Here is a 24,530-nt window from a genome sequence, read left to right on the forward strand (position 1 = left end):
GAGATCGTCGAGGACATAAGAGAAACCGTGAAAGACGGAAAGCTCTACGTTGCCTTCTCCGGGGGAAAGGACAGTTCGCTGGTGGCAATCCTGGCGAAGATGGCCCTCGGAGAAGAAAGGGTGGAGCTCGTCACCGTGGACTGGAGCCCTTACACCTACGAGAGATCGAGAGAGATTGTTCGAAACTTCGCAGAAAAACACGGCTTGAAACACACTTTCATTCCTTCCAACAGGATGCAGGAGAAGGTCTGGAGACACGGTCCATCCTGCAACGCCTGCACCCGCGACGTGAAGACCGTTTTGGTGAAAAGATACGCTCAGGGTCACCTCGTTGCGAGCGGTGCAAACGCCTCCGACAGCTGGGGAAAAACGGGCCTGAAGGTCTTCGACGGTGTCTACTCACCACTCTGCAGGGTCGGTAAAGAAGAGATAAACGAGATGCTGAAGTTCCTCGGACTGGAAGTGAAGAAGATCGGTGAGTCTGCGGGAAGAGAAGGATGCAAACTGAAACACCTTCTGAAGATGCTCATAAACCCGGATTACCACGGAAAAGCTGTTTCTACTGCAAACGAGATCCTTCTCAGAGTTCTCGAAGAACATGGCTTCAAGCCGGAACTCGCCAACGTGAAGATCATCGGGCCGCTTTCAAGAAACATCGCCCTCGTGAATGTGAAACCTCTTCCACCAGAAAAGGTGATGAACGAGATCGTCGAAAAGCTCTCCGCAGAAGAGACGATAGACGGGGTCATCGTGGTCGATGGCCCTATGAAACTCGTGGTTCTGGCCAGTCCCGCGATCTACAGGAACGAAGAGTCAAGAAAGTGGATAAAGGAGGGAAGGCTTCAACCGGAGTTCGCCTTCCCCATCGAGATCGAGTGGAGAGAATCGAAGAACAACAAACTTCGCACCTTTCAGGTGGTCGATGCCAGAAAGGAGTGAGACTATGGCCTTCAGATGTCCCCTTCTGCTCTTTCTGAGAAAGATATTCAAGTTCAGAAGAAAACCGAAGTTCATCGTGAAGAAGAGCTGAGAACGGCGACGTTTTCCAGGCCGAAGGGCAGCAGGATGTATCTGTCCGTGTGGTGCTCGAAATCTATGAAGCTCTTCGGTCTTCTGAAGGTCTCCTCGAGAACGTCTGCCTTGTGGTTCGCCTCTATGAGGTTGAACAGTGTGTTTGTGAGGACGAGTTGGAGTTCGTTTTTTCCATTTCTCAGAGCATCTGTAATATCTATCATGAAAGGTCTCCAGAAAAGAACGCCCAGGAACTTCCCGTTCAGAATCACCTCGACCGAGGCCGCCTCCACACCGTTCAGCTTGAGGAAGTATCTTTTCCCCGGGTCTTTTTTACACTCAAATATCTTTTTGAGCGTGAAGGATCCCACATAGAACGGGTACCCGTCCCGTGTGATGTCCCTGTGATCCGGTACCTTGGGTGCATCGATCACGTACCTCGTCTCGTCCACGTTCACAAGTGAAAAATCTCCCACAAGATATATCGTCTCCACCTCTGTTGGCCTGTGATTCTCTGGATCTTTCACCCTCGTGTGACACCCCGGGCCTGTGATGTTGTTTTCTTTTCTTCCCTCCAGAACAACCGTGTTCTTTCCTTCTCTGACGAGATCTGTGATCTCCATCTTTCCAAAGTTCACATCCAGGAAATTCTGTTCCTCGTTGAAAATGCAGCTTTTTCTTTCGTACCTCACCTCTCGACCGTTCACCGTGATTCTGTCAAGATTTTCCGCGCACTCAACGACGAGAAAGAGTTTTTGAGGCTTTTTCCTGACCTCGAAAGAGTACTCCACCCTGAACGGTGTACCATCCGGTAACCTGTAGAACTCGTACCAGATCTTCGAGACGAACTCGTTCCTGAAAACCCTTCCACCCGCTTCAAAATACTCCACCCTGTCCACTGGAAGAACGTTGAAAGAGTTCATCTTCACTTCGAAATCGTTCAGTGCCGTCTCGAAATCGAATTCTTTCTCCAGAAGAACTCCTGTTGAAACCACTTTCTCATCTTCCGCAGGAACCTCCTCGTCCGTTACCCAGATACAAACACTCGACGCTGGGAACATGACAAACTCGTTTTCCTTCAGCTCCACCAATTTGAAATCGAACAGGTCTATCGCGTACGTGTGTTTTCTCTTTTCCTTCAGTTCCAGATGGCAGTGCACTTCCCGGTCGATGTCCGTGTTCGCAAGAAAGAGAAGATAAGATCCGTCTTCCAGCACTCTCTTCTGCGCGATCACCGCTTTTGCATTCTCTTTCGTTTTCGTATCCAGAACATCCACAGAAAAGAAGGGTTTGAGTTCTTCGATGAGATCTTCGAGCGTTTCAAAAACACGAGCCTTTTTGAGGAATTCGATTCTTCCCTTCTTTCCTTCCACTCTTTCCGGGAAGAACCTGCCGTACCTGAAATCCTTCAAAACAAAGACCTTACCACCGTTTTCTGCCAGTGAGTTCAAAAGTTCCACAGTAGAACTTTTCAGATTCAGGAGCGGTGGCAGCACCACGACTTCGTATTCGTACTCTCCTACTCTCAGTTTTGCCTCTTTCACTCTTCCATGTTTTGAGAGGATCATCTCGTCGCCGAAGTGGAAGTCTATCTTGTTCGCAACGAGTTCCTTTGTGATCGTATCGAAGAGCTCGTTGAGCTTATCGATCTCGTCATCGAACTTAGAATACACACACCACGCTGAGGAGATGGGATGTATCATGAGCACTTTGACCTCTCTCTTTCCCTGTGTGACGATGTGGTTCAGTCTTGCAAAGTAATCCGACAGGAATCTTTCGTTCTTCCACCAAGGCTGTTGATAGAAGAGATTCGGTGGGTAGTCCCTCTTTCTCTCTCCTCTCATCGAGTAAAGACTGAGATGCGGGTTTATGTACGTGACACCGAGAACCGCCTGCCAGTCCGCTATCCATTTTCTGTGCAGAAAACTCACGTGCTGACCCGTTGTACCGAACGTTTCGCAGAGCACCCATTTCTTCCCTAACTGCTCTGCCGCCGATGAAACCTGCTTTATCGTGACCACCTGTTCCAGGTGTCTGGCGAGTTTGTCTATTCCCGGTATCTGCATGTATTCGTAGTGTGGCATCGCGGCACCTATCCACTCCACCTGTCCTCTGAGTGTATCTTCTGCCATGTAGTGTCCCGTCATGAAGATGCCGTTTTCTTCACACCACTTCGCGTACGGGATCGTGAAGTTTTCGATGAACAGACTCGTCGCAACATCGAAGAAATCGTATCTCACCTTCATGTAGTCCTTCACGTTGAAGAAGAGTTCTTCTAAGTGGTCTCTGATGTCGTATCCCTTTCGCCTCAAAAACTCCTCTGGAAATCGTTCTGTCCAGGGGAGTGTGGGTTCTTTGGGGTGATGCACTCTCAGATAGGTGGGTTCATCGGTGAAGATCCCGGGGATGGAGACTCTGAAAAGATCACCGCACGATTTTTTGTACCTCTCGTGTGTCGATCTGAGAAACGCCTCTGTGGTCTCTCTTGAGAGCAGATCGACGTAGCAGGTTCCGTTGAACCACGGATCACCAAGCTTCATAACGCGTTTTACCACGTAGAATTCTTCGCCGTCTCTTTCTATCTTTTTCAGGATCTCATCTTCTGGTTTGATCTGATCCTTTTTCAAGAGTGTGAGGTATTTGTGCCTGTGTTCCGGTTTTTCGAGTGGCACGATTCCTCCAGCGAATCCGGAAGGCCATCTGTCCTCATCGTAGAGCCAGGCGAGCATCCCGAGTTTTCTGGCGTGTTCTGCACAGCTTCTTACGAGTCTCATCCACTCCTCAGAGAGGTATTCCGTTACAAGCCCCACTCTCGAGTGCATGAAGAAGCCTCCGTAGCCCTTCTCATACATTTCGTCTATCTGCCTTAGAAGTTCCTCCTCGCACAACTTATCGTTCCAGCTCCAGAAGGGAGCGGGTCTGTACCACACACCCGGATTTTTCAGTTCTTCCAGGTTCATATTTCCACCTCTTTGTATTTCTTCCACTCTTCGTAGCCCTCGTTCCACTCTTCCATATTTTCCGGCTCGAACGTTTTCAATTCGAAGGATTCTTTCACGATCTTTCTGGCTTCGTTGATGTCTGCTATCGCTCCCAGGGTGATCAGCTGAACGAGTGCGTTCCCGATGGGAGTGGCGTCCACAGGACCCGCCACCACCGTCTTCCCCGTCGCACTGGCTATGAAACTCATCAAAAGATCGTTTCTCACAGCTCCACCCACCACGTGGATTTTCCCGTATCTTTTGCCGGTGAGTTCTTTGATCTGCTCCACGATCCATCTGCAGTTGAACGCAAGGGATTCGAAGATGAGCCGGGAGATTTCTCCGATCCTCTCCAGGATTTTCTGGCCCGTTCTTTCAAGATAATTTCTGATCCTCTCCGGCATGTTTCCAGGGTGGAGAAACTCTTCTCTATCGGGATCGAGAAACGCCTGGAAACCAGGGGCATTCCTGGCCGATTCGATGATCTCCGAATAATCCTTCTTCCAGATTCTGTTGCACTCTTCCAGAAGCCACATGCCCGTTGCGTTTTTTAGAAACCTGATCTTCCCGTACCCACCTTCGTTCGTGAAATTTCTCTCCAGTGCCTCTTTGCTCAGAAGTGGTCTTTCCAGCTCCGTTCCCACAAGAAACCACGTTCCAGAGCTGATGTAGATTCCTTCCCCTTCAAGCGGTACAGCAACAACAGCGGAAGCGGTGTCGTGACAGGCGGTGGCGATCACGTTTATACCTTTTTTCACTCTGCATTTTCCCAGGATGGTACCCGGCGGAACCACCTTTGGAAAGATCTCAGTGGGAATGGAGAGTTTTTCGAGAAGGTCGTACGCCCATTCCCCATCCGGCACGCTGTAGCACTGAGAAGTGCTCGCGATGGTGTACTCACTCACCATCTCTCCAGAAAGCCAGAAGTTGAACACGTCGGGGATCATCAGAAGGTGCTTTGTCGTCTTCAAGAACGGATCGTTCGAGAGCACCATGGAATACAGCTGATAGAGCGTGTTTATCTCCATGAACTGTATACCCGTTCTCTGGAATATCTCATCTTTTGGAACCACTTCGAAGGCCTTTTTCATGACTCCCTTCGTTCTCACATCTCTGTAGTGATAGGGAAGAGATACGAGTCTTCCGTTTTCGTCGAGTAAGGCAAAATCCACACCCCATGTATCCACCCCAACAGACTGTGCGTCAGAGACCTCAAGAACACCCTTTATCTCCTCGTAGAACCCGGGAAGATTCCACACGAAGTGTTCTCTATCCTTCCCAGGAAGAAAGGTTCCTTCTGTTCTGAATCTCTTTATTTCTTTCACCGTCAACCTGTCTTTCAACTCCACCTCGTAGATCTTTCCGTTCGTTGCTCCAAGATCGATCGAGAGGACCTTCACAGCCATCCCTCCGGAACACCCGTGGGATTTCTTCCGAGGCTGAGCACTCTCAAAAGGATCTCCGCCGCTTTTTCCAGGATCTCGACCCTGTCGTACGCTTCTGCGACATCTTTTCCGAAAGCCACAACACCGTGCTTGTCCCAGAGAACTGCATCTTTCCCTTCTGACTTCTCCACCGTCTTCAGGCCGAGTTCCACACTGCCAGGTTTTTCGAACTCAACGACGGAGATTCCCTGCGGGAAAAAGATCAAAACTTCCGGATGAATCTTCATCATCTTCGGAAGAAGTTCCTGAAAGTCCTTCAGGTTCATCAGAGTGAGCAGGTTCAGAGGGTGAGTATGAACGATGGCTTTCTTTTCCGGATTCATCTCCTTGAATTTTGCGTGGATCATGAGGTGTGTGGGAAACTCGCTGGTGGGCTTTCCGTTTCCATGGAGTATTTCGTAGTTTTTCCCCGGAAGGACGTGAAGAAGACAGATCTTGCTGTCGTCTTCGTAGATTTCCCTCATTCTCGAGCCCGTTGCCGTGATCAGAAGGTACATCTCGGGACCGTCGTAATCGAACCCGTATTCGTTCACACTCTTGACCTCGTATCCTTCTGGTCTTTCATCCAGTCTGACGGAGATGTTCCCTGCGTTCGCCTCGGAAAGGCCCTTTATGGCAAGCCAGTAAGCTACTTTTTGAATCTCTCTTATCGTCTCTCTCATCGTCTCTCTCTCCTTCTTTTTTCCATGTAGTCTTCTTCCCGAAAGACTCTGAGCGGATCCTCCGGAAGACCCTTCTGCCTTCTGTACTCCCTCAGAATCGGCCTTACGTCTGTTCGAAACGCATCGAGGAGAATTTCTTCTGCTTCAACCACGTCGTAGTTTTTCTGAGCCTCTCTCAGTAGATTTTCGTCTATGAGAAGTGCCTTTGTGAAAAGTTCCTGGGCGATCAAAACAGATTGTATCATCGCGAGGATCTTCGGTTTTGTGATGTGGGCCTGATCGAACATGAGAACCACCTTCTTTGCAGAATCAGAGAGTTCAGGATCTCTCCATGCAAAGACGATCTCCTTGAAGATCAAAAACACCTCGTACGGATTTATGGAGGCGATCGTGAGATCGTCATCTGCGTATTTCCTGTTGTTCAGATGAAAGCCTCCGAGTTTCTTCTCAGACAGAAGTGTTGCAACGATGTACTCTATGTTCGTTCCTTGGGGATGATGCCCTAGGTCGACGAGTACAAGAGCACGTTCTCCCAATTTTTCCGAAAGGAGATAGCTCATTCCCCAGTCTGGAATGTCTGTGTGATAAAAAGCGGGCTCGAAGAACTTGTACTCTATGAGGAGATACATGTCGGCCGGCATGTTCTCGTAGATGTACCTCAGGGACTCTTCGAGCCTTTTCTTCCTGGAGCGGAAATCGTCCTGACCGGGATAGTCCGTTCCGTCCGCGAGCCACAGACTGATCACCTTTGAACCAGTTTTTTCGGCTATGTCCACGCACTCCATCACGTGAGCGATCGCTTTTTTTCTGATCTTTTCGCTGGGATTCGTGAGGCTTCCGTACTTATAATCAGGATCCTGAAACAGATTCGGGTTGATTGCACCTATCTTCAAGCCTTTCTCTTCAGCAAACTCTCTCAGTTCCTCCCAGTTTTCCACTTTGTCCCAGGGAATGTGAAGGGCAACGGAAGGACAACAACCTGTGAGACGATGAACGAGAGCGGCGTCTTCTATTCGTTCGAAAACGTTCCGGGCGGCTCCTTCTTCGTGGAAGACGGCAAACCTCGTTCCTGCATCGCTGAACGCCCAGGAGGGAAGTTCGAACATCAGCTCGTCGAGTTCTTCAAAAATCTTTTCCATATTCATCACTCCTCCCAATAACCGATGGTTGTCATAAGAGTGTAGTGATCCTTTCCAGCGTCAAGGCGTGAAAGTTGCATAACAACCGGCACACTGCTTTCCGCCATTATGCTGTAAGGCTTACATTTTGGTATACCAAGTTTGTCCAGTCTCAGGTGCAAACTCTTCATTGGTGAAATTTCTACTTCATGAACAACTGGTTCAGAGTCTTCGAAGAGGAACGTGATCCTTATTTTTGCTGTTTCATCACCCGTATTCATGATACACAGAGATTCATGGGAAGCAAGATATCCTCTTTTCCCATTTGGAATGTAACCATCTGGAAAGAACCATTTTCTGGCACCGTTCATTATTCATCACCTCTGGGTACGAATTCATACATAAAGTTATCATAAATTAATCACAAAAGTCAACGATGTTTGTGATAAAATTTTTCGAAAGGAAAGGAGGTGTTGATATGAAAGAGGAAAGATTGAAGGAAATCCTCGATATCGTTGACAGAAACGGTTTCATCAGCATGAAGGATCTTCAGGAACAACTCGGCGTTTCGATGATCACCGTGAGGAGAGACGTCGCGGAACTGGTGAAAAGGAATTTGGTGAAAAAAGTACATGGTGGCATAAGGAAGGTGAATTATTTTGAAAAGGAAACAGACTTCATGAAACGACTCTCAATAAACAGAGAAGCAAAAGAGAAAATTGCCCAGCTTGCACTGAACTTCATCGAAGATGGAGACATTATCTTCCTGGATGCAAGCACCACCGCGCATATCTTTGCCAAACACCTGGCCTCGTCTCAAAAGTCCGTTCATGTCATCACAAACAACCTGCTCACAGCAATGGAGCTCTCGAAGAACTCCGATATAAGCGTTGTTCTGCTCACAGGAAAGGTGAATCCGGAGAACCTGGCTGTGGAAGGCTCTCTGACGATAGAGTGTGGGAAAAAATTCTCCGTGAAAAAAGCCTTTGTCTCCTGCAGAGGAGTGACTGCGGAAGAAGGAACCTACGAAATAAACACCATGGAAATGGGAATAAAAGGAATTTTCGTGGAAAGAGCGGAAGAGATCTTCGTCCTTGCTGATTCCAGCAAGATCGGGAGGAGATCTCTGGCACACCTGATACCCGCAGAAAAAATCGATCATCTCATCACCGACAGAAAACCTCCAGAAAATCAGTATGAAATATTCAGGGAAAAAGGTGTGGAAATTGTTTATTGATTAATTCAACAGGGAGGTGCACACATGTCGAACATAGTATTTGTAGGAGCGGGGAGTGTGAGGTACACGATCAAGCTGGTAGGGGACCTGGCGAAGACACCGGATTTGTATGGGTCGAGACTGGTATTGATGGACATCGACGAAGAAAGGTTGAAAGCAACGTACATTCTCGTCACGAAGTACCTCAGGGAACTGAATGCAGAGTACACAGTGGAACAGACGACAAGCCTTGAGGAGGCACTTGAAGGGGCAGACTTTGTCATCAACACAGCCCTCTACAGGGCACCAGGGCACGAAGACGGATACGTACACTACGAGATCATGAGGGAAGTAGGGGAAAGGCATGGCTACTACAGAGGGATAGACAGCCAGGAGCTGAACATGGTCTCGGACTACTACACACTCAGCAACTACAACCACCTGAAGATGAGTCTTGATATAGCAAAGGCAGTGGAGAAGATAGCACCGAATGCGTGGATACTGCAGACGGCCAATCCCGTTTTTGAGATCACCCAGCTTGTGAAGAGGCTTACGAAGGCGAGGATAGTGGGTTTCTGTCACGGATATGCGCACGTGTTTCACCTTGCGAAGGTACTCGGTGTGGAGCCAGAGGAATTAGACTGGCAGGTAGCAGGGGTGAACCATGCGATATGGATGAACAGGTTCAGATGCAGAGGGGAAGATCTCTATCCGAAGCTGGACGAATGGATAGAGGAGAACGCGTCGCGATGGGAGCCGAAGAATCCATGGGATGTGGACTTTTCACCTGCAGCGATAGACATGTACAGGTTCTACGGGATGTACCCGATAGGGGACACGGTGAGGAGTGGGACATGGAAATACCACTACGATCTTGAGACGAAGAAGAGATGGTACGGGAAGTTTGGGGGGATAGACAACGAAGTGGAAAGGCCGAAGTTCTACGAGAGTTTGAGGGAGCAGAGGAAGAGGCTGATGGAACTTGCGAAAGAAGTAGAGAAAGATCCGACGATAGAGCTGACGAAGGTGTGGCCTGAGGTGTTCACAACAGGCAGTGAGAGTGTAGAACAGCACATACCTTTCATCAACGCGCTTGTGAATGACAAGAAGGCGAGGCTTGTATTGAACATAGAGAACAGAGGGGTGATAAAGGGGATACCGGACGATGTAGTGGTGGAGGTGCCAGTGGTAGTTGATAAAGAGGGGATACATCCGGAGAAGATAGAGCCTGATCTTACAGACAGGATCAAGAAGTTCTATCTTCTTCCGAGGATACTCAGGATGGAGTGGACACTTGAGGCGTTCATATCTGGTGACAGGAGGGTTCTGGAGGAGATCCTCGTCAGGGATCCAAGAACCAGATCCTACGAACAGGTCGTCGCTGTTATTGATGATATCCTTAACCTCCCCTTCAACGAGGAAATGAAGAAGCATTACGGCAGTTGAAAAATCGATTTGTAAAAACCGTAGCGCCCCATAAGGGGCGCTTTTTTGTTGTAAGGGGTTGTAAGCAAAAGGAAAACTAATATAATCAATAATAATCAACCATATTTATCTCTTATAGTTCGATATTAGGATTATTTTATACTGAAAGCCCTTGACCTTGTTGTATGTTTGTTGATATTATATTGATAACTTCAAGATCATAATGGTTCATTTTTATGATCATTCTATAACGCAGGGGGTGGTATGATGTTCAGGAAAGTTCTGTGGAGTCTTCTTGTAGTAATCTTCACAGCTCAGATTCTTGCCATTGGACTCAACGAAATCGTTCCCGGTGAGTATTACAATCTCACTGATTACGAACGTCTGACGGGTAAGAAGATCACGAAATTCAACGAATCACCGATGCTGAAAGAGATGGTTGAGAAAGGACTGCTTCCACCTGTGGAGGAAAGGCTTCCGAAGAATCCGGTTGTGGTAACGCCGTATGAAAGCATTGGAAAATATGGCGGTACCTGGAACAGAGCATGGTACGGATTGTCAGATGAATGGAACGCTGGTCGTATTTGTTACGAGTTTATGGTAATTTCAGACAAAGCGGGTAAAAGCCTGTTGCCTGATGTTCTTGAGAGCTTAGAAGTGTCTAAAGACGGTAGAGAATATACAATGAGAATTAGAAGAGGATTGAAGTGGTCTGATGGAGAACCTGTTACCACGAAAGATGTTGAATTCTGGTATCATGACATTTTACTTAACGAATCACTTACTCCTTCCATACCTTCAGTTTTCCAGCCAGGTGGGAAAGTTTTCAAATTGGAGATTGTCGATGATTACACTTTCAAAGTGATTTTCGAAGAGCCTTATCCACTATTTCCATTTGCTCTAGCTGGTGATGGAGGAAGAGCGGGAATTGAATTCGTTGTTCCTTCACATTACATAAAAAAATTTCATCCAAAGTACATTGGTTTAGAACAAGCAGAAAAAATAGCAAAGGAAAATGGATATAGTTCTTGGTATCAATTCGTTAGTGACAAATGCTTGCAAACCAATTCTTGGCTGGTTAATCCCGACCTCCCGATTCTTTTCCCCTGGAAATTGTCTAAAGAATCTTCAGAGAGAGCGTTAATACTTGAAAGAAATCCGTATTACTTCAAAGTTGATCCTGAAGGAAATCAATTACCGTACATCGATAGAATCATATTCCATTATGTTGAAAATCAACAGATGTTGTTGATGAAAGCTATATCTGGGGAAATAGATATGCAGGGGAGACATTTAACAGTCGCAGATTATTCAATACTTGCAGCTAATAGAGAAAAAGGCGGTTACAAATTGATCCTTGCAAGGCAGGCCGTTGGTAGTGCCGATACCCTCATGATAAATCAAAACTACACTGACGATCCTGTTATAGGTGAAATATTAAGGGATCCTAGATTCAGGCAAGCTATTTCCTTGGCTGTAAACAGGGAAGAAATATGGCAATTGGTCTACCAAGGGCTCGGTGAACCGCGACAAGCTTCTTTCGTAAAAGGCGTAAAATATTACGATCCAGAGTGGGAAAAAGCATTTGCCGAATATAATCCAGAGAGAGCGAATCAACTACTAGATGAAATGGGGCTCAAATGGAATCCTTCTCGTACCTATAGGTTAAGGCCAGATGGTAAGAAATTGGAAATTGTTATTGAATACACAACTCCTTCCCAAACTAGAGAAAAAACAATGGAAATGGTCAAATCTTATCTTGAGAAAGTTGGAATAAGTGTTATTTTGAAACCTATAGATAGATCATTGTATGTTACAAGATTGGAAGCGGGTCAACTGCAAATAGGAGTATGGGAATTCGACAGGAACATAGATCCTGTTGGCGATCCTGCCCACATTTTGGGTAGTCAATGGGCGCCTCTTACCTGGCAGTGGTACAACAGTGGTAAAAAAACTGGTATGCCACCAGAAGAGGGAACCGATATGTGGAAACTATATGAAATATGGGATCAAATTGTCAAAGAAGTGGCCCCAGAAAAACGAGATGAACTAATGAAAGAAATAATCAACCTTCATAAGAAAAATATTTGGATGGTGGGTTTTGTAGGAGCTCTGCCCCAGCCTATCGTGGTGAAAGAGAATTTCAAAAATGTTCCGCAAGGTCTACTCTGGGATTTTCCGCTGATAAGAAGTCCGAAGAATTTCAGGCCTGAACAATTTTACTTTGAGTGAACGATAGGGGAGGGCCTCCCTCCCTTTTATTTACACCTTAGATAGAACGAGGTGGTAAATCATGGTAGCGTATATTCTTAGAAGACTGATAACTGCTTTTATAACGTTATGGATAATATCAATAATATCCTTTGTAATAATTCAACTTCCTCCAGGAGATTTTTTAACGTCTTATATTGCCCAATTGAAAGTATCCGGAGAAGACGTGGATATTGCTACAATTGAAGCTTTAAAGAAACAGTATGGACTCGATAAACCAATTTATGTTCAGTACTTGAAATGGCTATGGGGTATCCTACATGGTGATTTTGGGTATTCGTTTTCCTGGAAAAAACCTGTTAATGAATTATTATGGAATAGATTGGGAGTTACTGTCCTCGTAGCTACTTTATCCCTGATATTCAGCTGGATTTTTGGCTTTATCATCGGTATGTATTCGGCCGTTCATCCATATTCAATTGGGGATTACCTGGCAACTATTTTGGGATACATTGGTTTAGCTGTTCCTAATTTTCTTTTAGCTTTGATTTTGATGTGGGGAATTTATAGTCTAACTGGGATAAATCTAAGTGGATTGCATTCCGTAAAATATTTGAATACACCTATGACCATTGATAAGTTCTTGGATATTCTGAATCATTTATGGATACCGGTATTAGTTTTAGGAACGTCAGGAATGGCAGGACTCATCAGGACCTTGAGGGCAAATCTTCTGGATGAGCTTCACAAGCCATACGTGGAGGCAGCACTTTCCAAGGGGCTTCCGGAGAACAAAGTGTTCTGGAAGTATCCTTTGAGGATAGCGATGATACCCTTCATCAGCACGGTGGGGTGGAGCCTTCCTTGGATTTTCTCTGGAGCCACAATAACAGCTATCGTTCTAAATTTACCATCTGTTGGTCCATTACTCTTAAACGCTCTTAAAAACCAAGACATGTACCTTGCTGGGAGTTTGGTGATGTTTTTGAGTTTTTTCACTGTGATAGGGACATTGATATCAGACATTTTGCTTGCATGGGTAGATCCCAGGATCAGGTTCGAGTAGGAGGGGAAACATGAAGAAGAGAGAACAGATGGAGGAGAAATTCTATTATGCGTCTCAGTGGCAGCTGATCTGGTGGAGGTTCAGAAAACACAAGCTTGCAGTGATAGGAGGGGTGGTGCTTCTCATCATTTATGTTTTTGCTATTTTCTGTGAGTTCTTTGCTCCGTACGATCCGAACAAATACAACTACAGATACCCTTACGCACCACCGCAGAGGATACACTTTTTCCACGAGGGAAAGTTCATAGGGCCATTTGTGTACGGTTACACCTACACGGTGGATCTTGAGACTTTGAGGAGGATATACAAGGAAGATAAAAGCAAGATCTTCAAGATAAAGTTCTTTGTTCGTGGGGACGAGTACAAATTCTGGGGTATTTGGAAAACAAACATTCACTTCATAGGAGTAGAAGATGGTCACATGTTCCTTCTTGGAACAGACAGTCTTGGGAGAGACATGCTCTCAAGGATCATTTACGGTGCCCGCATTTCCACGTCCATAGGTTTGATAGGGGTGTTTTTGAGCTTCATTCTTGGAGTTGCCATAGGGGGTATTTCTGGATACTTTGGTGGTGCTGTGGACAACTTCATCCAAAGGACTATAGAAATTATAAAGAGCATACCTACTATACCTTTATGGTTAGCTTTGAGTGCTGCTCTTCCACAAAATTGGCCACCATTGAGAGTTTATTTTGTAATAGTGATAATTCTTTCTCTCACAGGTTGGACAGATCTTGCAAGGGTTGTGAGAAGCAGGTTCTTATCTTTGAGGGAAGAAGATTTTGTTATGGCAGCAAAATTCATGGGGGCGTCTGAGGCGAGGATCATCTTCAGGCACATGCTTCCTTCTTTCATGAGTCATCTCATAGCAAGCATCACACTTTCCATACCGGGGATGATCCTCGGTGAGACGAGTCTCAGTTTTTTGGGGCTTGGTTTGAGGCCGCCTGTGATCAGCTGGGGAGTGCTTCTTCAGGAAGCACAGAATCTCACGGTTGTAGCTTTGTATCCGTGGCTTTTGATACCAGTTGTGTTTGTGATCACAACTGTTCTGTGCTTCAACTTCGTCGGTGATGGGTTGAGAGATGCAGCCGATCTATACGCGAACATGTAGGAGGGACAGAAATGAGTACATTACTCCAAATCAAAAATTTGAGAACGTACTTTTTTACAGACGAAGGTGTTGTGAAGGCAGTGGATGGTGTGAGTTTTGAGATAGAGGAAGGAAGGACATTGGGTGTTGTGGGAGAGAGTGGTTGTGGAAAGAGTGTCACGGCAAGATCCATCATCAAGCTTTTGAGTACAACAGGTCGGATCGTCTCGGGGGAGATCCTCTACAACATGGACGGTCAGATGGTGGATCTTGTGAAGTTCTCAAAGGAAGAGATCAGAAAGGTCAGAGGAAGGCACATTGCGATGATCTTTCAGGAGCCCATGGCTGCCTTTTCTCCTGTGTACACGATTGGAGATCAGATCACAGAAGGTATGATCTACCACTTTGGAATCACAAAGCAGGAGGCAAGAGAGCGCGCGGTAGAACTTCTGAGAAGAGTTGGTATTCCAAAGCCGGAGAAAATGATAGACTCCTATCCGTTTGAGTACTCGGGTGGTATGAGACAGCGTGCGATGATAGCGATGGCTCTTTCGTGTAATCCTCGTCTTCTGATAGCGGATGAGCCGACAACTGCTCTGGATGTGACGATTCAGGCACAGGTTCTCGATCTTTTGAAGGACCTGCAACAGGAGTACAAAATGGCGATCATGATGATCACGCACAATATGGGTGTTGTGGCGGAGATGGCGGATCATGTGGTGGTGATGTACCTTGGGAGGGTGGTAGAGAGCGCTCCGGTTGAAGAACTCTTCTACAATCCCAAACATCCGTACACATCGCTTCTTTTGAGGTCCATTCCGGTTGTGGGAAAGAGGGTAGAAAGGCTTGAGGTGATAGAGGGAGACGTACCAGATCCAAGGAACATGCCGAAGGGTTGCCGGTTTCATCCGAGGTGTCCTTACATGATGAAGGGAATCTGCGATGAGAGGGAGCCGGTCGAGGTTGAGGTGGGGCCAGAACACAGAGTCAGTTGTTTTCTCTATGGAGGGGAAAAAGATGGCGCTTCTTGAGGTGAAGAATCTGAAGAAGTACTTTCCCATCATAAAGCGGGGTTTTAGAAGGAAGGTTGTTGGGTATCTGAAGGCGGTGGATGGTATCTCCTTCCACATAGAAGAGGGAGAGACCTTAGGACTTGTTGGAGAAAGCGGCTGTGGAAAGACCACAACGGCAAAGCTCATCATGAGAGGGATCGAACCGACAGAGGGTGAGATTGTTCTCAATATGGATGGAGAAAAGGTCGATATTACCAAGTTGTCTGAGAAGGAACTCAGGGAGAAGGGTGTGAGGCGGTTTCTTCAGATGATCTTCCAGGATCCTTACTCTTCTTTGAATCCGAGGATGACGGTGCGTGATATCATTGCGGAACCTCTTGTGGTGAACGGTGTTATAAAGGGAAAAGAGGAGATAGACGCCATCGTTTCTGATCTTTTGAGGGCAGTCGGTCTCAGGCCTGAGTACATGCAGAGATACCCGCACGCTTTCTCTGGGGGGCAGAGACAGAGGATCGCCATCGCACGTGCGATCGCACTGAAGCCAAAACTTGTGCTCTGCGATGAACCCACTTCCGCTCTGGATGTGTCCGTTCAGGCTCAGATCATAAATCTTCTGAAGGATCTTCAAAAGGAATACAACCTCACGTACCTGTTCATCTCGCACGATCTTGGGGTGGTGGAACATATCACAAACAGGGTGGCTGTGATGTACGTGGGAAGGATCGTGGAACTGGCTGAAACTGAAGAACTCTTCTCTTCTCCAAAGCACCCTTACACGGAAGCACTTCTTTCTGCTGTTCCAAAACCGGATCCAAAGAGGAAGAGAAAGAAAGCTCAGCTCACAGGTGAGGTGCCGGATCCTTCGAATCCACCGTCTGGTTGTTATTTCCATCCCAGGTGTCCTTACGCTAAAGCTATCTGTAAGGAGGTGTATCCCGACCTCAGAAACGTAGGTACTGATCAAAATCCTCATCTCGTGGCGTGTCATTTCGCTGATTCGCTAAAATTAGAAGGAGTAGGTACAATGTAAGATATTTCTAATCCAACAAGTGATTACGGATAATAAAGGAGGATAAAAACATGGTAAGACCGCAACGAAACAAGAAGAGATTTATTCTTATCTTGAATGGAGTTTGGAATCTTGAAGTAACCAGCAAAGACAGACCAATCGCCGTTCCTGGAAGCTGGAATGAGCAGTACCAGGATCTGTGCTACGAAGAAGGACCCTTCACCTACAAAACCACCTTCTACGTTCCGAAGGAACTTTCACAAAAACACATCAGACTTTACTTTGCTGCGGTGAACACGGACTGCGAGGTCTTCCTCAACGGAGAGAAAGTGGGAGAGAATCACATTGAATACCTTCCCTTCGAAGTAGATGTGACGGGGAAAGTGAAATCCGGAGAGAACGAACTCAGGGTGGTTGTTGAGAACAGATTGAAAGTGGGAGGATTTCCCTCGAAGGTTCCAGACAGCGGCACTCACACCGTGGGATTTTTTGGAAGTTTTCCACCTGCAAACTTCGACTTCTTCCCCTACGGTGGAATCATAAGGCCTGTTCTGATAGAGTTCACAGACCACTCAAGGATACTCGACATCTGGGTGGACACGAGTGAATCTGAACCGGAGAAGAAACTTGGAAAAGTGAAAGTGAAGGTAGAAGTTTCAGAAGAAGCGGCGGGACAGGAGATGACGATCAAACTTGGAGAGGCAGAAAAAAAGATCAGAACATCTGACAGATTCGTCGAAGAGGAGTTCATCCTCGAAAACGCCAGGTTCTGGAGCCTCGAAGATCCATATCTTCACCCTCTCAAGGTGGGACTTGAAAGAGACGAGTACACCCTGGACATCGGAATCAGAACGATCAGCTGGGACGAGAAAAAGCTCTACCTGAACGGGAAACCCGTCTTTCTGAAGGGCTTTGGAAAGCACGAAGAATTTCCCGTTCTGGGGCAGGGCACTTTCTATCCATTGATGATAAAAGACTTCAACCTTCTGAAGTGGATCAACGCAAATTCTTTCAGGACCTCTCACTATCCCTACAGTGAAGAGTGGCTGGATCTTGCCGACAGATTCGGAATCCTCGTGATAGACGAAGCTCCGCACGTTGGTATCACAAGGTATCACTACAACCCAGAGACCCAAAAGATAGCAGAAGACAACATAAGAAGAATGATCGACAGAGACAAGAACCATCCCAGTGTGATCATGTGGAGTGTGGCAAACGAACCAGAATCCAATCATCCAGACGCGGAGGGTTTCTTCAAAGCCCTCTATGAGACTGCAAAAGAAATGGATCGAACACGCCCCGTTGTCATGGTGAGCATGATGGACGCACCAGACGAGAGAACAAGAGACGTGGCGCTGAAGTACTTCGACATCGTTTGTGTGAACAGGTACTACGGCTGGTACATCTATCAGGGAAGAATAGAAGAAGGGCTTCAGGCTCTGGAAAAAGACATAGAAGAACTCTACGCAAGGCACAGAAAACCCATCTTTGTCACAGAGTTCGGCGCAGATGCTATAGCCGGCATCCACTACGACCCACCTCAGATGTTCTCCGAAGAGTACCAGGCAGAGCTCGTCGAAAAGACGATCAGACTCCTTTTGAAGAAAGACTACATCATTGGAACACACGTGTGGGCTTTTGCAGATTTCAAGACTCCTCAGAACGTGAGAAGACCCATTCTCAACCACAAGGGTGTTTTCACAAGAGACAGACAACCCAAACTCGTTGCTCATGTGCTGAGAAAACTGTGGAGTGAGGTTTGAATAGGTACAAAAAATCGGCAAGAGAATTAACCTACATTAAAACTCTCCGAACCAATCCATTAATCTTTCAGTGATACCATGTCTGAAGTCAAAACGGCTTGAGGAGGAAGTGGTGTTGGATCCAAAAATAAAAAGAGCGCTGAACATATCCATCATAGAAGGAGCGCTTGCTGTTCTCATCAACCAGTTCTTCGGTGGAGCTTATCTGACGGGCTATTTCCTGTGGATGGGAGCCTCAAGCTTCTTCATTGGCCTTTTCGGTTCTATTCCATTTTTGGCAAACACGCTCCAACTTCTCACACTCTCATTCTCACATCGTTTGAAATCCAGGAAACAGATCATCGTTCCACTGATGTGGACTGCCAGAACGTCCATATTGCTGTTCGCCGTATTTCCCGCTATCAGGCATGGCCTTCTCTTTGCGTATCTTCTTTATTTTTACATCCAGATCGCTGGTGCCCTGTCTGCTCCTCTCTGGCAGAGCTGGATGTCTGATTTGGTACCAAAAGATATGATTGGAAGCTACTTTGGTTTCAGAAATCTCATTCATGGAGCGGTTCAGATTCCCGCTATGTTCCTTGCAGGCGCGATACTCGATTCTCTTGGAGAAAACTGGAAAGGTTTTGGCACACTCTTTCTCATAGCGGGTTCTCTCGGGGCACTGAACGGATACTTCTTGAAGATACAGTACGAGCCACCGTACAAACCACGCGAGGCGTCTGTTTCCATAACAAAAGCCGTGAAGTTTCTCCTGAAAGAAGAACACTTCAAAAACTTTCTTCTTGGATTCGCCTTCTGGCAATTTGCCATAGGTGTTGGTACGGTCTATATAAACGTGATGCTTTTAAAAGAGGTCGAGTTTTCCTATCTTCAAATAAGTGTTCTGAACGCAGTGGGAATGTTCATAGGAACTCTCTTCCAACCTTTCTGGGGAAAGTTGGGAGACAGGTATGGATTTCAATACTTTCTCAAAGTCTGTCTGTGGGTTCAGGCGGTTGTTATTCTCCTCTGGGCACTGACTCCTAGATCGTTCCTTTACGTCTTCTTCCTCCAGATAATAATTGGTATATTCGTAACAGCAGGAACAAGCCAGCTTGTTTTCTACACCCTCATGTACACAGCACCTTCATCCCTCAAAACTGAAGCCTTCTCTGTGTTCAACAGTCTGTCCAATCTTTCTTTGTTCGCTGGATCTTTAGTTGCAAGCGTTTTAGTTGCCTTGCTGGAGAACATCAGTCTTCCCTTTGGAATATCCGCTATCAGACTCACCATGTTCATATCGTTCTTTTTGAGAGCATCGGCGGCGTACATAATATCCAGGATGGATCTTGGAACACCTCAAAAAGTGGATTCTCTGATCCAGGCTGTGAAGGAGTCGTTCTTCTCAGGAACGGTTCCGTGGATCAGAGAAAGGTTGAACACACTGAACATTTTTAGAAGAAAACGTTGAGACATGGTAAAATAATATTGAGATCACACAACGAAGGGGGTAAGTAACATGGAAGTACTGAAGGTATCGTCGAAGTCCGATCCTAACAAGGTCGCTGGTGCTATTGCCGGTGTGGTGAGGGAGCACGGTAAAGCGGAGATTCAGGCCATTGGAGCCGGTGCAGTGAACCAGGCAGTGAAGGCCATCGCCATTGCGCGGGGGTACCTGGCACCGAGTGGTATCGATCTCGTTTTCGTTCCTGCCTTCACGGACGTCGAGATCGAAAACGAAAAGCGGACAGCCATCAAGTTCATAGTCTTTCCAAAAAGCTGAAGGGGAGCATCAGCTCCCCTTTGATTTTTCCCATTTCTTGTTTCACTCCTCGAGGATCCTTTCCGCTTCATCCCTGTAAGATTCCATAACGTATGGAATTCCTGAGATTTCTGCTGCGTCTTTTGTGAGAGCGATGAGATCTTTCCTGGAAAGAGCAGAGAGCCTGAACTTTCTCGCACCCGCCATGAGTTGCTGCAGACCCGTTTTGAACTTCTGAACGAACGTGTAGACTCCTATGGCACCAAGAGGCAATTTCTTGACTTCTTCCTCTCCAAATCGGGATCTCAGTTCTTCGTAGGTGACGAAGATTTCCTCTACGGTTGTTCCGTATTTCGAAACTGTCTTCGGCAAGTTTCCACTCTTGAGCCACTCGCCTATGTTCTTTCCCACCATCGCGGGTATCATGAGAGCCCTTCCCATACAGACGGCCTTCACGTACGGAGAACCCATCGCAATGGCCTTGAGAACACCGTCTTCTGTGGAGAAACCGCCGGCTATGGCTATGTCAGGAACCCTGATTCCTCTCCTGCTCAACTTTTCCGCGAATTGATACGTCAAAGCCTCGAGGTAGAACGTAGGAATTCCCCACTCGTTCATCATCGGCCACGGGCTCATACCCGTTCCACCCGGTGCTCCATCGACGGTGATCAAATCCACCTTCGCCTCAGCACCGTATCTGAGAGCCATGGCAAGTTCAACAGCCGAGTAAGCTCCCGTCTTCAAGGTGATCCGCTTGAATCCGAGTTTTCTGAGTCTTTCCACTTCTTTTAGGAAGGATTCCTTAGAGACAAAACCAAGTCTTGAGTGTCTTTCGAACTCCTTGATTTCTCCTTCTTTGAACGCTCTCTGGACTTCCGGAAGTTCGGGATCGGGGAGAACTATATAACCTCTTCTTTTCAGTTCCAGAGCGCGTTCAAGGGATCTCACCTTTATCTCTCCACCGATGCTCTTGGCTCCCTGCCCCCACTTGAGCTCAATGGTTTCGATGCCGTGTTTGTTTATAACGTACTCCGCAACACCCAGCCTTGTATCCTCAACGTTCATTTGAATAAGTATTTCACCGTATTCCCCGTCGTGGTATCTCTTGTATATTTCTATTCTCCTGTCGAGTTCCGGTGATTTCTTCACTTTTCCGTTGCTGTCGAGTTCCAGATCCGGATCGACACCCGCTACATTTTCTCCACAGACAACCGTTATTCCACTGATGGCAGCTCCCACCGCTATGTGATCCCAGTTCTTCCTCGCGATTTCTGTGGAACCGAGTGCCCCCGTGAATATGGGAACCTTCATCTTCACTTTGATGTCCCAGCCGTACTCTGTGGTTGTATCAACGTTCGTGAATATTGCGGTGTCAGGACCTGGTTCCACTCCTTCGGGAAGACCTTCCGCACCGCGTGCGTACCCGAGAATGTTAAGGTGTGAGTAGTCAACAGGATAGTCCTTGACGGCACCCGCGGTGATTTCACCAAACGGGCCCGGGTAGAGTACCTCCCTTCCTCTAAACGACGCGAGCCAAATCTCGCAGCCACCGGTGCATCCGTCAATACACCTGGAACATATGCCAGACATAGGAACAACATCTCTTGAACGATTGAACGTTCCAGTTGCTTCATTCGCATTTGGTCTTCTCAGGTTTCCCATCGCTGTCCCTCCTTGACAAAAAGTGAATTTATATTCCGGTAGTTTTTTTAATTATAGAACAAACAAACGACATCACAAAGTAGTCAATGTGTTGTAATATTTATGGATAGGAGGTAAAAAACATGAAGAGAAACATCATCATACTCATACTCATGATAGTGTTCGTATTTGTTTTTGGAACGGTTGCCTTTCACCTGATAGAAGGGTGGAACCTTTTCGATTCATTTTTCTTCACGCTCATCACAGTTTCCACGGTGGGATACTCTATTCCTGAGAACCTCTCTCAAGCTGGAAAGGTGATAGCTTCCATTCTCATAAGCGCTGGTGTGACGATCGTGCTGTACGGTTTCACATCGGTGACATCGATGATCGTTGAGGGACACATAGGAGAGTACTTCAGGAACAGGAGGATGAAAAAGATGATAGATAAACTCAGAGAACACTTCATCGTAGTGGGAGCGGGAAGAACAGGAAGGCACACCACCCTGGAGATAATGAAAGCAAAGAAGCCCTTTGTTGTGATAGATCAATCGGAAGAAGCAATCGCCAGACTCAAAGATTTTCTGGGAGAGGAATTCCCCTACGTTGTGGGAGATGCCACAGAAGAAGAAATTCTCATGAAAGCGGGGGTTGAAAGGGCTCGTTCTCTTGTGGTGACACTTCCCGACGACGCGAAAAGCACGTTCGTTGTTCTCACCGCAAAGTCCTTGAATCCGAATCTCGAGATTGTATCCAGAGTCTCTGACATGAAGGCTTTGAGCAAGCTCGTTTACGCGGGGGCGGACAAAGTGATCGCTACATCGGAGCTCGCGGGTGTGAGGCTCGCTCAGATGGCTCTCAATCCCACTACTATAAGCTTCCTGGACATTCTCTCCTTCGGCGAGGAATCCTTCAGAATAGAGGAAGTGGTAATACCCCCAGAGAGTCCTGTTGCCAACAAAACGCTCGGTGAAATAAACCTTGCGAAGAGAGCCGGAACCATCGTCATTGCGATCAGACGTGGAGGAGAGGTGATCTTCAACCCGACGGGAGACACGAAGATACTCCCGGAGGACAGGCTCATGGTGGTGGGAAAAAGCGATCACTTCGAAAAACTCCACAGATTAATCGAGGAGGGATAGAATGATACTCGTGTATTCGACCTTTCCAAATGAAGAAAAAGCGCTCGAGATAGGAAGAAAACTCCTCGAGAAAAGGCTAATAGCTTGCTTCAACGCGTTCGAAATCAGATCCGGATACTGGTGGAAAGGTGAAATCGTTCAAGACAAAGAGTGGGCGGCTATTTTCAAGACTACAGAAGAAAAAGAAAAGGAACTCTACGAAGAGTTGAGAAAACTTCATCCATACGAAACACCCGCGATCTTCACACTGAAGGTGGAAAACGTCCTGACTGAATACATGAACTGGCTCAGAGAATCTGTTCTATGATCTGAACAGCTTCCTCCACAGTCCACGCCTGATGAATCTCTACGATTCTTCTGTTGTCCAGGTACTTTCCGTCTATCAGAACCTGAGAGATCCTGTCCGTCCACCCACCCGTTCCTCTCAGCAGGATCACAGGCTTCCCTAGCGCATAAGCTCCCAGAATCTCTATCGCTGTTCCAATCTCTCCGCCAATCGAGACAACTACATCTGCGTTTCTCAAAAGAACGAAAGATCTCATCTGAAAGTCAAGGCCTGTTTTCACGGCGACGGAAAGATACGGATTCCCCGCTTCTTCATCGGGAAGTATTCCCACCACGGTTCCGCCCGCTTCTCTGACCCCCTGAGATACGAGTTCCATCACACCGTCTCTTCCGCCGTTGAACACGAGGTACCCTTTCTTTGCCAGGGTTCTTCCAAGTTCCAGACAAATATCTCGAAGTTCCGACACCGGAGATTTGTTCACCGGTCCGGAGTATCCGACAACGACGACTTTTTTCACGTTCCGAGGTACACCTCCCTCACTGTTTCGTCTTCCAAAATTCTTTCAGGAGAACCTTCGGCGAGGATCTCTCCCTTGTAGATGACGTAGATCCTGTCAGCGATTTCAACGAGTTCATCGACGTTGTGGTCGGTGATGACGATTCCGAAATTTTTCTGCTTCAATTCCAGGGTCATTTTTTGAATTTCTTTCACAGTCTTCGGATCTATTCCGCTGAAGGGTTCATCGAGCAGAATGAAAGCGGGATTCAAACACATCATTCTTGCGAGTTCTAGCTTTCTCTTCTCTCCCCCGGAAAGAAAGCTCGCGGGTTGATTCTCGAGGTGTTTCAGATGGAATTCGTGGAGGAGTTCTTCTATTTTTCTTTCTCTTTTTTCTTTATCTTTCTCATGGAAGCGAAGCACGAGGTCTATGTTTTCCCTCACAGTGAGGCCCCCGAAGATCGAAGTCTCCTGCTGAAGATAGGTGATACCGAGTCTTGCTCTCCTGTAAACGGGAAACTTCGTTATATCAACATCCCTGAAGATGATCTTTCCCGAAGTCGGTACAACGACACCAAGAATCATGTTGAAAATAGTGGTCTTCCCGGCTCCGTTGGGACCGAGAAGACCGACTATCTCACCCCTGTGAAACTCCAGATTCACTCCGTTCACGACGTATCTTCTGCCGAACCTCTTTTTGAGGTTCTCGCACCTCAAAACATCCATCATTTCTGATTGATGTAAGCGATCACCTGGTCTGTTATATCGTAAGATGGCTTTCCATAGAGAACCATCTGTTTCGCAATCACAAGATCGTATCCCATAACACTCGCGTATTCCTGGATTTTACTCACAACTTCTTTCATCACTTCCTGAATCTTCTGCTGGTATTCAGTCTTCAGAAGATTTTCGTATTCAGCCTTTTTCGAGAGAATCTCCTTCTGTTTTGCCTGTATCTCTTCCTGAGATCTTCCTTCTTCCTGCATCTTTTTGAGCTCATCCTCCATCTCCTTCAACTTGTTCTGATAGAAAGAATAGTCTCTCTTGTACTTTTCGTTCAGATCCTGCCACTTGTAGTAACTCTCTGTCGCTTTTTCAACATCGACGTAGGCTACCCTCAGGGAAGGGCTCGAGGAACTCTGTGAAACGAGTAGCGTTGCAAGGAGAACACCTGCCAGAACGAGGGGTAGGAGCAGTTTCTTCATGCTT

At 46.8% G+C, this 24,530-nt stretch carries 22 protein-coding genes; 13 read left to right on the top strand and 9 right to left on the bottom strand.

All coding sequences use genetic code 11. From position 1 onward, the window contains the following. Nucleotides 1-27: 27 nt before the first annotated feature. Nucleotides 28-939 carry an ATP-dependent sacrificial sulfur transferase LarE gene (locus MC24_RS06140; RefSeq protein ID WP_011944081.1) on the top strand — a complete coding sequence of 304 codons (912 nt, stop codon included), beginning with the start codon at nt 28-30 and terminating at the stop codon, nt 937-939. A 71-nt stretch (nt 940-1,010) separates the two neighbouring features. On the opposite strand, the gene MC24_RS06145 is transcribed toward MC24_RS06140, so the two are convergent. The 5 genes from MC24_RS06145 to MC24_RS06165 are packed head-to-tail and all read right to left on the bottom strand — an operon-like array spanning nt 1,011 to nt 7,588. Beyond that, the gene (locus tag MC24_RS06145) at nt 1,011-3,971 is read right to left on the bottom strand and encodes an alpha-L-rhamnosidase (RefSeq protein ID WP_038053507.1); all 2,961 of its coding nucleotides are present in this window, start codon (nt 3,969-3,971) and stop codon (nt 1,011-1,013) included. Continuing rightward, nucleotides 3,968-5,398, bottom strand: coding sequence for a rhamnulokinase (locus tag MC24_RS06150; protein WP_038053509.1), 1,431 nt, complete (start codon nt 5,396-5,398; stop codon nt 3,968-3,970). The genes MC24_RS06145 and MC24_RS06150 overlap by 4 nt, the downstream gene beginning before the upstream one ends. After that, entirely contained in the window at nt 5,389-6,099 is a 711-nt protein-coding gene (gene rhaD / locus MC24_RS06155) for a rhamnulose-1-phosphate aldolase (RefSeq protein WP_038053512.1), read from the bottom strand. Before rhaD ends, MC24_RS06150 begins: the two co-directional genes overlap by 10 nt. Further along, nucleotides 6,096-7,238, bottom strand: coding sequence for an L-rhamnose isomerase (gene rhaI / locus MC24_RS06160; RefSeq protein WP_038053515.1), 1,143 nt, complete (start codon nt 7,236-7,238; stop codon nt 6,096-6,098). Before rhaI ends, rhaD begins: the two co-directional genes overlap by 4 nt. 5 nt (nt 7,239-7,243) lie before the next feature. Further along, on the bottom strand, nt 7,244-7,588 hold the full coding sequence (locus MC24_RS06165; RefSeq protein ID WP_038034185.1) for a sensory rhodopsin transducer: 345 nt from the start codon (nt 7,586-7,588) through the stop codon (nt 7,244-7,246). 107 nt (nt 7,589-7,695) lie between these two features. On the opposite strand from MC24_RS06165, the gene MC24_RS06170 reads away from it, so the two are divergent. The 10 genes from MC24_RS06170 (at nt 7,696) to MC24_RS06215 (ending at nt 19,775) form a co-directional block, all read left to right on the top strand. Continuing rightward, a complete protein-coding gene (locus tag MC24_RS06170) occupies nt 7,696-8,454 on the top strand; it encodes a DeoR/GlpR family DNA-binding transcription regulator (RefSeq protein ID WP_038053518.1) in 759 nt (252 codons plus the stop codon). A 24-nt stretch (nt 8,455-8,478) separates the two neighbouring features. After that, nucleotides 8,479-9,879: an alpha-glucosidase AglA gene (gene aglA / locus MC24_RS06175; protein ID WP_038053521.1), complete on the top strand. Its 1,401-nt coding sequence runs from the start codon at nt 8,479-8,481 to the stop codon at nt 9,877-9,879. A gap of 246 nt (nt 9,880-10,125) precedes the next feature. Next, nucleotides 10,126-12,090 carry an ABC transporter substrate-binding protein gene (locus tag MC24_RS06180; RefSeq protein ID WP_004080420.1) on the top strand — a complete coding sequence of 655 codons (1,965 nt, stop codon included), beginning with the start codon at nt 10,126-10,128 and terminating at the stop codon, nt 12,088-12,090. Between the two features lie 61 nt (nt 12,091-12,151). After that, complete coding sequence (locus MC24_RS06185) at nt 12,152-13,135, top strand: ABC transporter permease (RefSeq protein ID WP_004080421.1); 984 nt, start codon at nt 12,152-12,154, stop codon at nt 13,133-13,135. A gap of 10 nt (nt 13,136-13,145) precedes the next feature. Then, complete coding sequence (locus tag MC24_RS06190) at nt 13,146-14,249, top strand: ABC transporter permease (protein WP_038053525.1); 1,104 nt, start codon at nt 13,146-13,148, stop codon at nt 14,247-14,249. An 11-nt stretch (nt 14,250-14,260) separates the two neighbouring features. Beyond that, complete coding sequence (locus MC24_RS06195; RefSeq protein ID WP_038053528.1) at nt 14,261-15,259, top strand: ABC transporter ATP-binding protein; 999 nt, start codon at nt 14,261-14,263, stop codon at nt 15,257-15,259. Next, the gene (locus MC24_RS06200; RefSeq protein WP_004080424.1) at nt 15,246-16,271 is read left to right on the top strand and encodes an ABC transporter ATP-binding protein; all 1,026 of its coding nucleotides are present in this window, start codon (nt 15,246-15,248) and stop codon (nt 16,269-16,271) included. Before MC24_RS06195 ends, MC24_RS06200 begins: the two co-directional genes overlap by 14 nt. 50 nt (nt 16,272-16,321) lie before the next feature. After that, entirely contained in the window at nt 16,322-18,013 is a 1,692-nt protein-coding gene (locus tag MC24_RS06205) for a glycoside hydrolase family 2 protein (protein ID WP_038053534.1), read from the top strand. Nucleotides 18,014-18,128: 115 nt separating this feature from the next. Beyond that, nucleotides 18,129-19,463, top strand: a complete 1,335-nt coding sequence (locus MC24_RS06210) for an MFS transporter (protein ID WP_038053537.1) — start codon at nt 18,129-18,131, stop codon at nt 19,461-19,463. A 48-nt stretch (nt 19,464-19,511) separates the two neighbouring features. Continuing rightward, nucleotides 19,512-19,775: a stage V sporulation protein S gene (locus MC24_RS06215; RefSeq protein WP_004080441.1), complete on the top strand. Its 264-nt coding sequence runs from the start codon at nt 19,512-19,514 to the stop codon at nt 19,773-19,775. A gap of 42 nt (nt 19,776-19,817) precedes the next feature. On the opposite strand, the gene MC24_RS06220 is transcribed toward MC24_RS06215, so the two are convergent. After that, nucleotides 19,818-21,416: an FMN-binding glutamate synthase family protein gene (locus MC24_RS06220; protein ID WP_038053539.1), complete on the bottom strand. Its 1,599-nt coding sequence runs from the start codon at nt 21,414-21,416 to the stop codon at nt 19,818-19,820. Between the two features lie 122 nt (nt 21,417-21,538). Here MC24_RS06220 and MC24_RS06225 point away from each other — a divergent pair, with 122 nt between their 5' ends. Together MC24_RS06225 and cutA are read left to right on the top strand one after the other, a co-directional pair. Further along, nucleotides 21,539-22,537, top strand: a complete 999-nt coding sequence (locus MC24_RS06225) for a potassium channel family protein (protein WP_038053543.1) — start codon at nt 21,539-21,541, stop codon at nt 22,535-22,537. A gap of 1 nt (nt 22,538) precedes the next feature. Then, nucleotides 22,539-22,844: a divalent-cation tolerance protein CutA gene (gene cutA, locus MC24_RS06230; protein WP_004080448.1), complete on the top strand. Its 306-nt coding sequence runs from the start codon at nt 22,539-22,541 to the stop codon at nt 22,842-22,844. On the opposite strand, the gene MC24_RS06235 is transcribed toward cutA, so the two are convergent. From MC24_RS06235 to MC24_RS06245, 3 genes are read right to left on the bottom strand one after another with little or no spacing between them, the layout of a single operon-like run. After that, the gene (locus MC24_RS06235) at nt 22,825-23,340 is read right to left on the bottom strand and encodes a TIGR00725 family protein (protein WP_004080450.1); all 516 of its coding nucleotides are present in this window, start codon (nt 23,338-23,340) and stop codon (nt 22,825-22,827) included. The genes cutA and MC24_RS06235 overlap by 20 nt on opposite strands. Then, complete coding sequence (gene lptB / locus MC24_RS06240) at nt 23,337-24,050, bottom strand: LPS export ABC transporter ATP-binding protein (RefSeq protein ID WP_004080452.1); 714 nt, start codon at nt 24,048-24,050, stop codon at nt 23,337-23,339. The genes MC24_RS06235 and lptB overlap by 4 nt, the downstream gene beginning before the upstream one ends. Further along, a complete protein-coding gene (locus MC24_RS06245) occupies nt 24,047-24,526 on the bottom strand; it encodes an OmpH family outer membrane protein (RefSeq protein WP_004080454.1) in 480 nt (159 codons plus the stop codon). Before MC24_RS06245 ends, lptB begins: the two co-directional genes overlap by 4 nt. Between the last annotated feature and the right edge of the window lie 4 nt (nt 24,527-24,530).

This window comes from Thermotoga sp. Mc24 (assembly GCF_000784835.1).
Classification (GTDB): domain Bacteria; phylum Thermotogota; class Thermotogae; order Thermotogales; family Thermotogaceae; genus Thermotoga.

Coding starts and splice junctions, on each gene's coding strand:
- MC24_RS06180 (WP_004080420.1), top strand. CDS start 10,126: ATGTTCAGGAAAGTTCTGTGGAGTCTTCTTGTAGTAATCTTCACAGCT.
- MC24_RS06150 (WP_038053509.1), bottom strand. CDS start 5,398: ATGGCTGTGAAGGTCCTCTCGATCGATCTTGGAGCAACGAACGGAAAG.
- MC24_RS06165 (WP_038034185.1), bottom strand. CDS start 7,588: ATGAACGGTGCCAGAAAATGGTTCTTTCCAGATGGTTACATTCCAAAT.
- lptB (WP_004080452.1), bottom strand. CDS start 24,050: ATGATGGATGTTTTGAGGTGCGAGAACCTCAAAAAGAGGTTCGGCAGA.
- MC24_RS06225 (WP_038053543.1), top strand. CDS start 21,539: ATGAAGAGAAACATCATCATACTCATACTCATGATAGTGTTCGTATTT.
- MC24_RS06190 (WP_038053525.1), top strand. CDS start 13,146: ATGAAGAAGAGAGAACAGATGGAGGAGAAATTCTATTATGCGTCTCAG.
- aglA (WP_038053521.1), top strand. CDS start 8,479: ATGTCGAACATAGTATTTGTAGGAGCGGGGAGTGTGAGGTACACGATC.
- MC24_RS06215 (WP_004080441.1), top strand. CDS start 19,512: ATGGAAGTACTGAAGGTATCGTCGAAGTCCGATCCTAACAAGGTCGCT.
- MC24_RS06245 (WP_004080454.1), bottom strand. CDS start 24,526: ATGAAGAAACTGCTCCTACCCCTCGTTCTGGCAGGTGTTCTCCTTGCA.
- MC24_RS06170 (WP_038053518.1), top strand. CDS start 7,696: ATGAAAGAGGAAAGATTGAAGGAAATCCTCGATATCGTTGACAGAAAC.
- MC24_RS06145 (WP_038053507.1), bottom strand. CDS start 3,971: ATGAACCTGGAAGAACTGAAAAATCCGGGTGTGTGGTACAGACCCGCT.
- MC24_RS06220 (WP_038053539.1), bottom strand. CDS start 21,416: ATGGGAAACCTGAGAAGACCAAATGCGAATGAAGCAACTGGAACGTTC.
- MC24_RS06185 (WP_004080421.1), top strand. CDS start 12,152: ATGGTAGCGTATATTCTTAGAAGACTGATAACTGCTTTTATAACGTTA.
- MC24_RS06200 (WP_004080424.1), top strand. CDS start 15,246: ATGGCGCTTCTTGAGGTGAAGAATCTGAAGAAGTACTTTCCCATCATA.
- rhaI (WP_038053515.1), bottom strand. CDS start 7,238: ATGGAAAAGATTTTTGAAGAACTCGACGAGCTGATGTTCGAACTTCCC.
- cutA (WP_004080448.1), top strand. CDS start 22,539: ATGATACTCGTGTATTCGACCTTTCCAAATGAAGAAAAAGCGCTCGAG.
- MC24_RS06205 (WP_038053534.1), top strand. CDS start 16,322: ATGGTAAGACCGCAACGAAACAAGAAGAGATTTATTCTTATCTTGAAT.
- rhaD (WP_038053512.1), bottom strand. CDS start 6,099: ATGAGAGAGACGATAAGAGAGATTCAAAAAGTAGCTTACTGGCTTGCC.
- MC24_RS06195 (WP_038053528.1), top strand. CDS start 14,261: ATGAGTACATTACTCCAAATCAAAAATTTGAGAACGTACTTTTTTACA.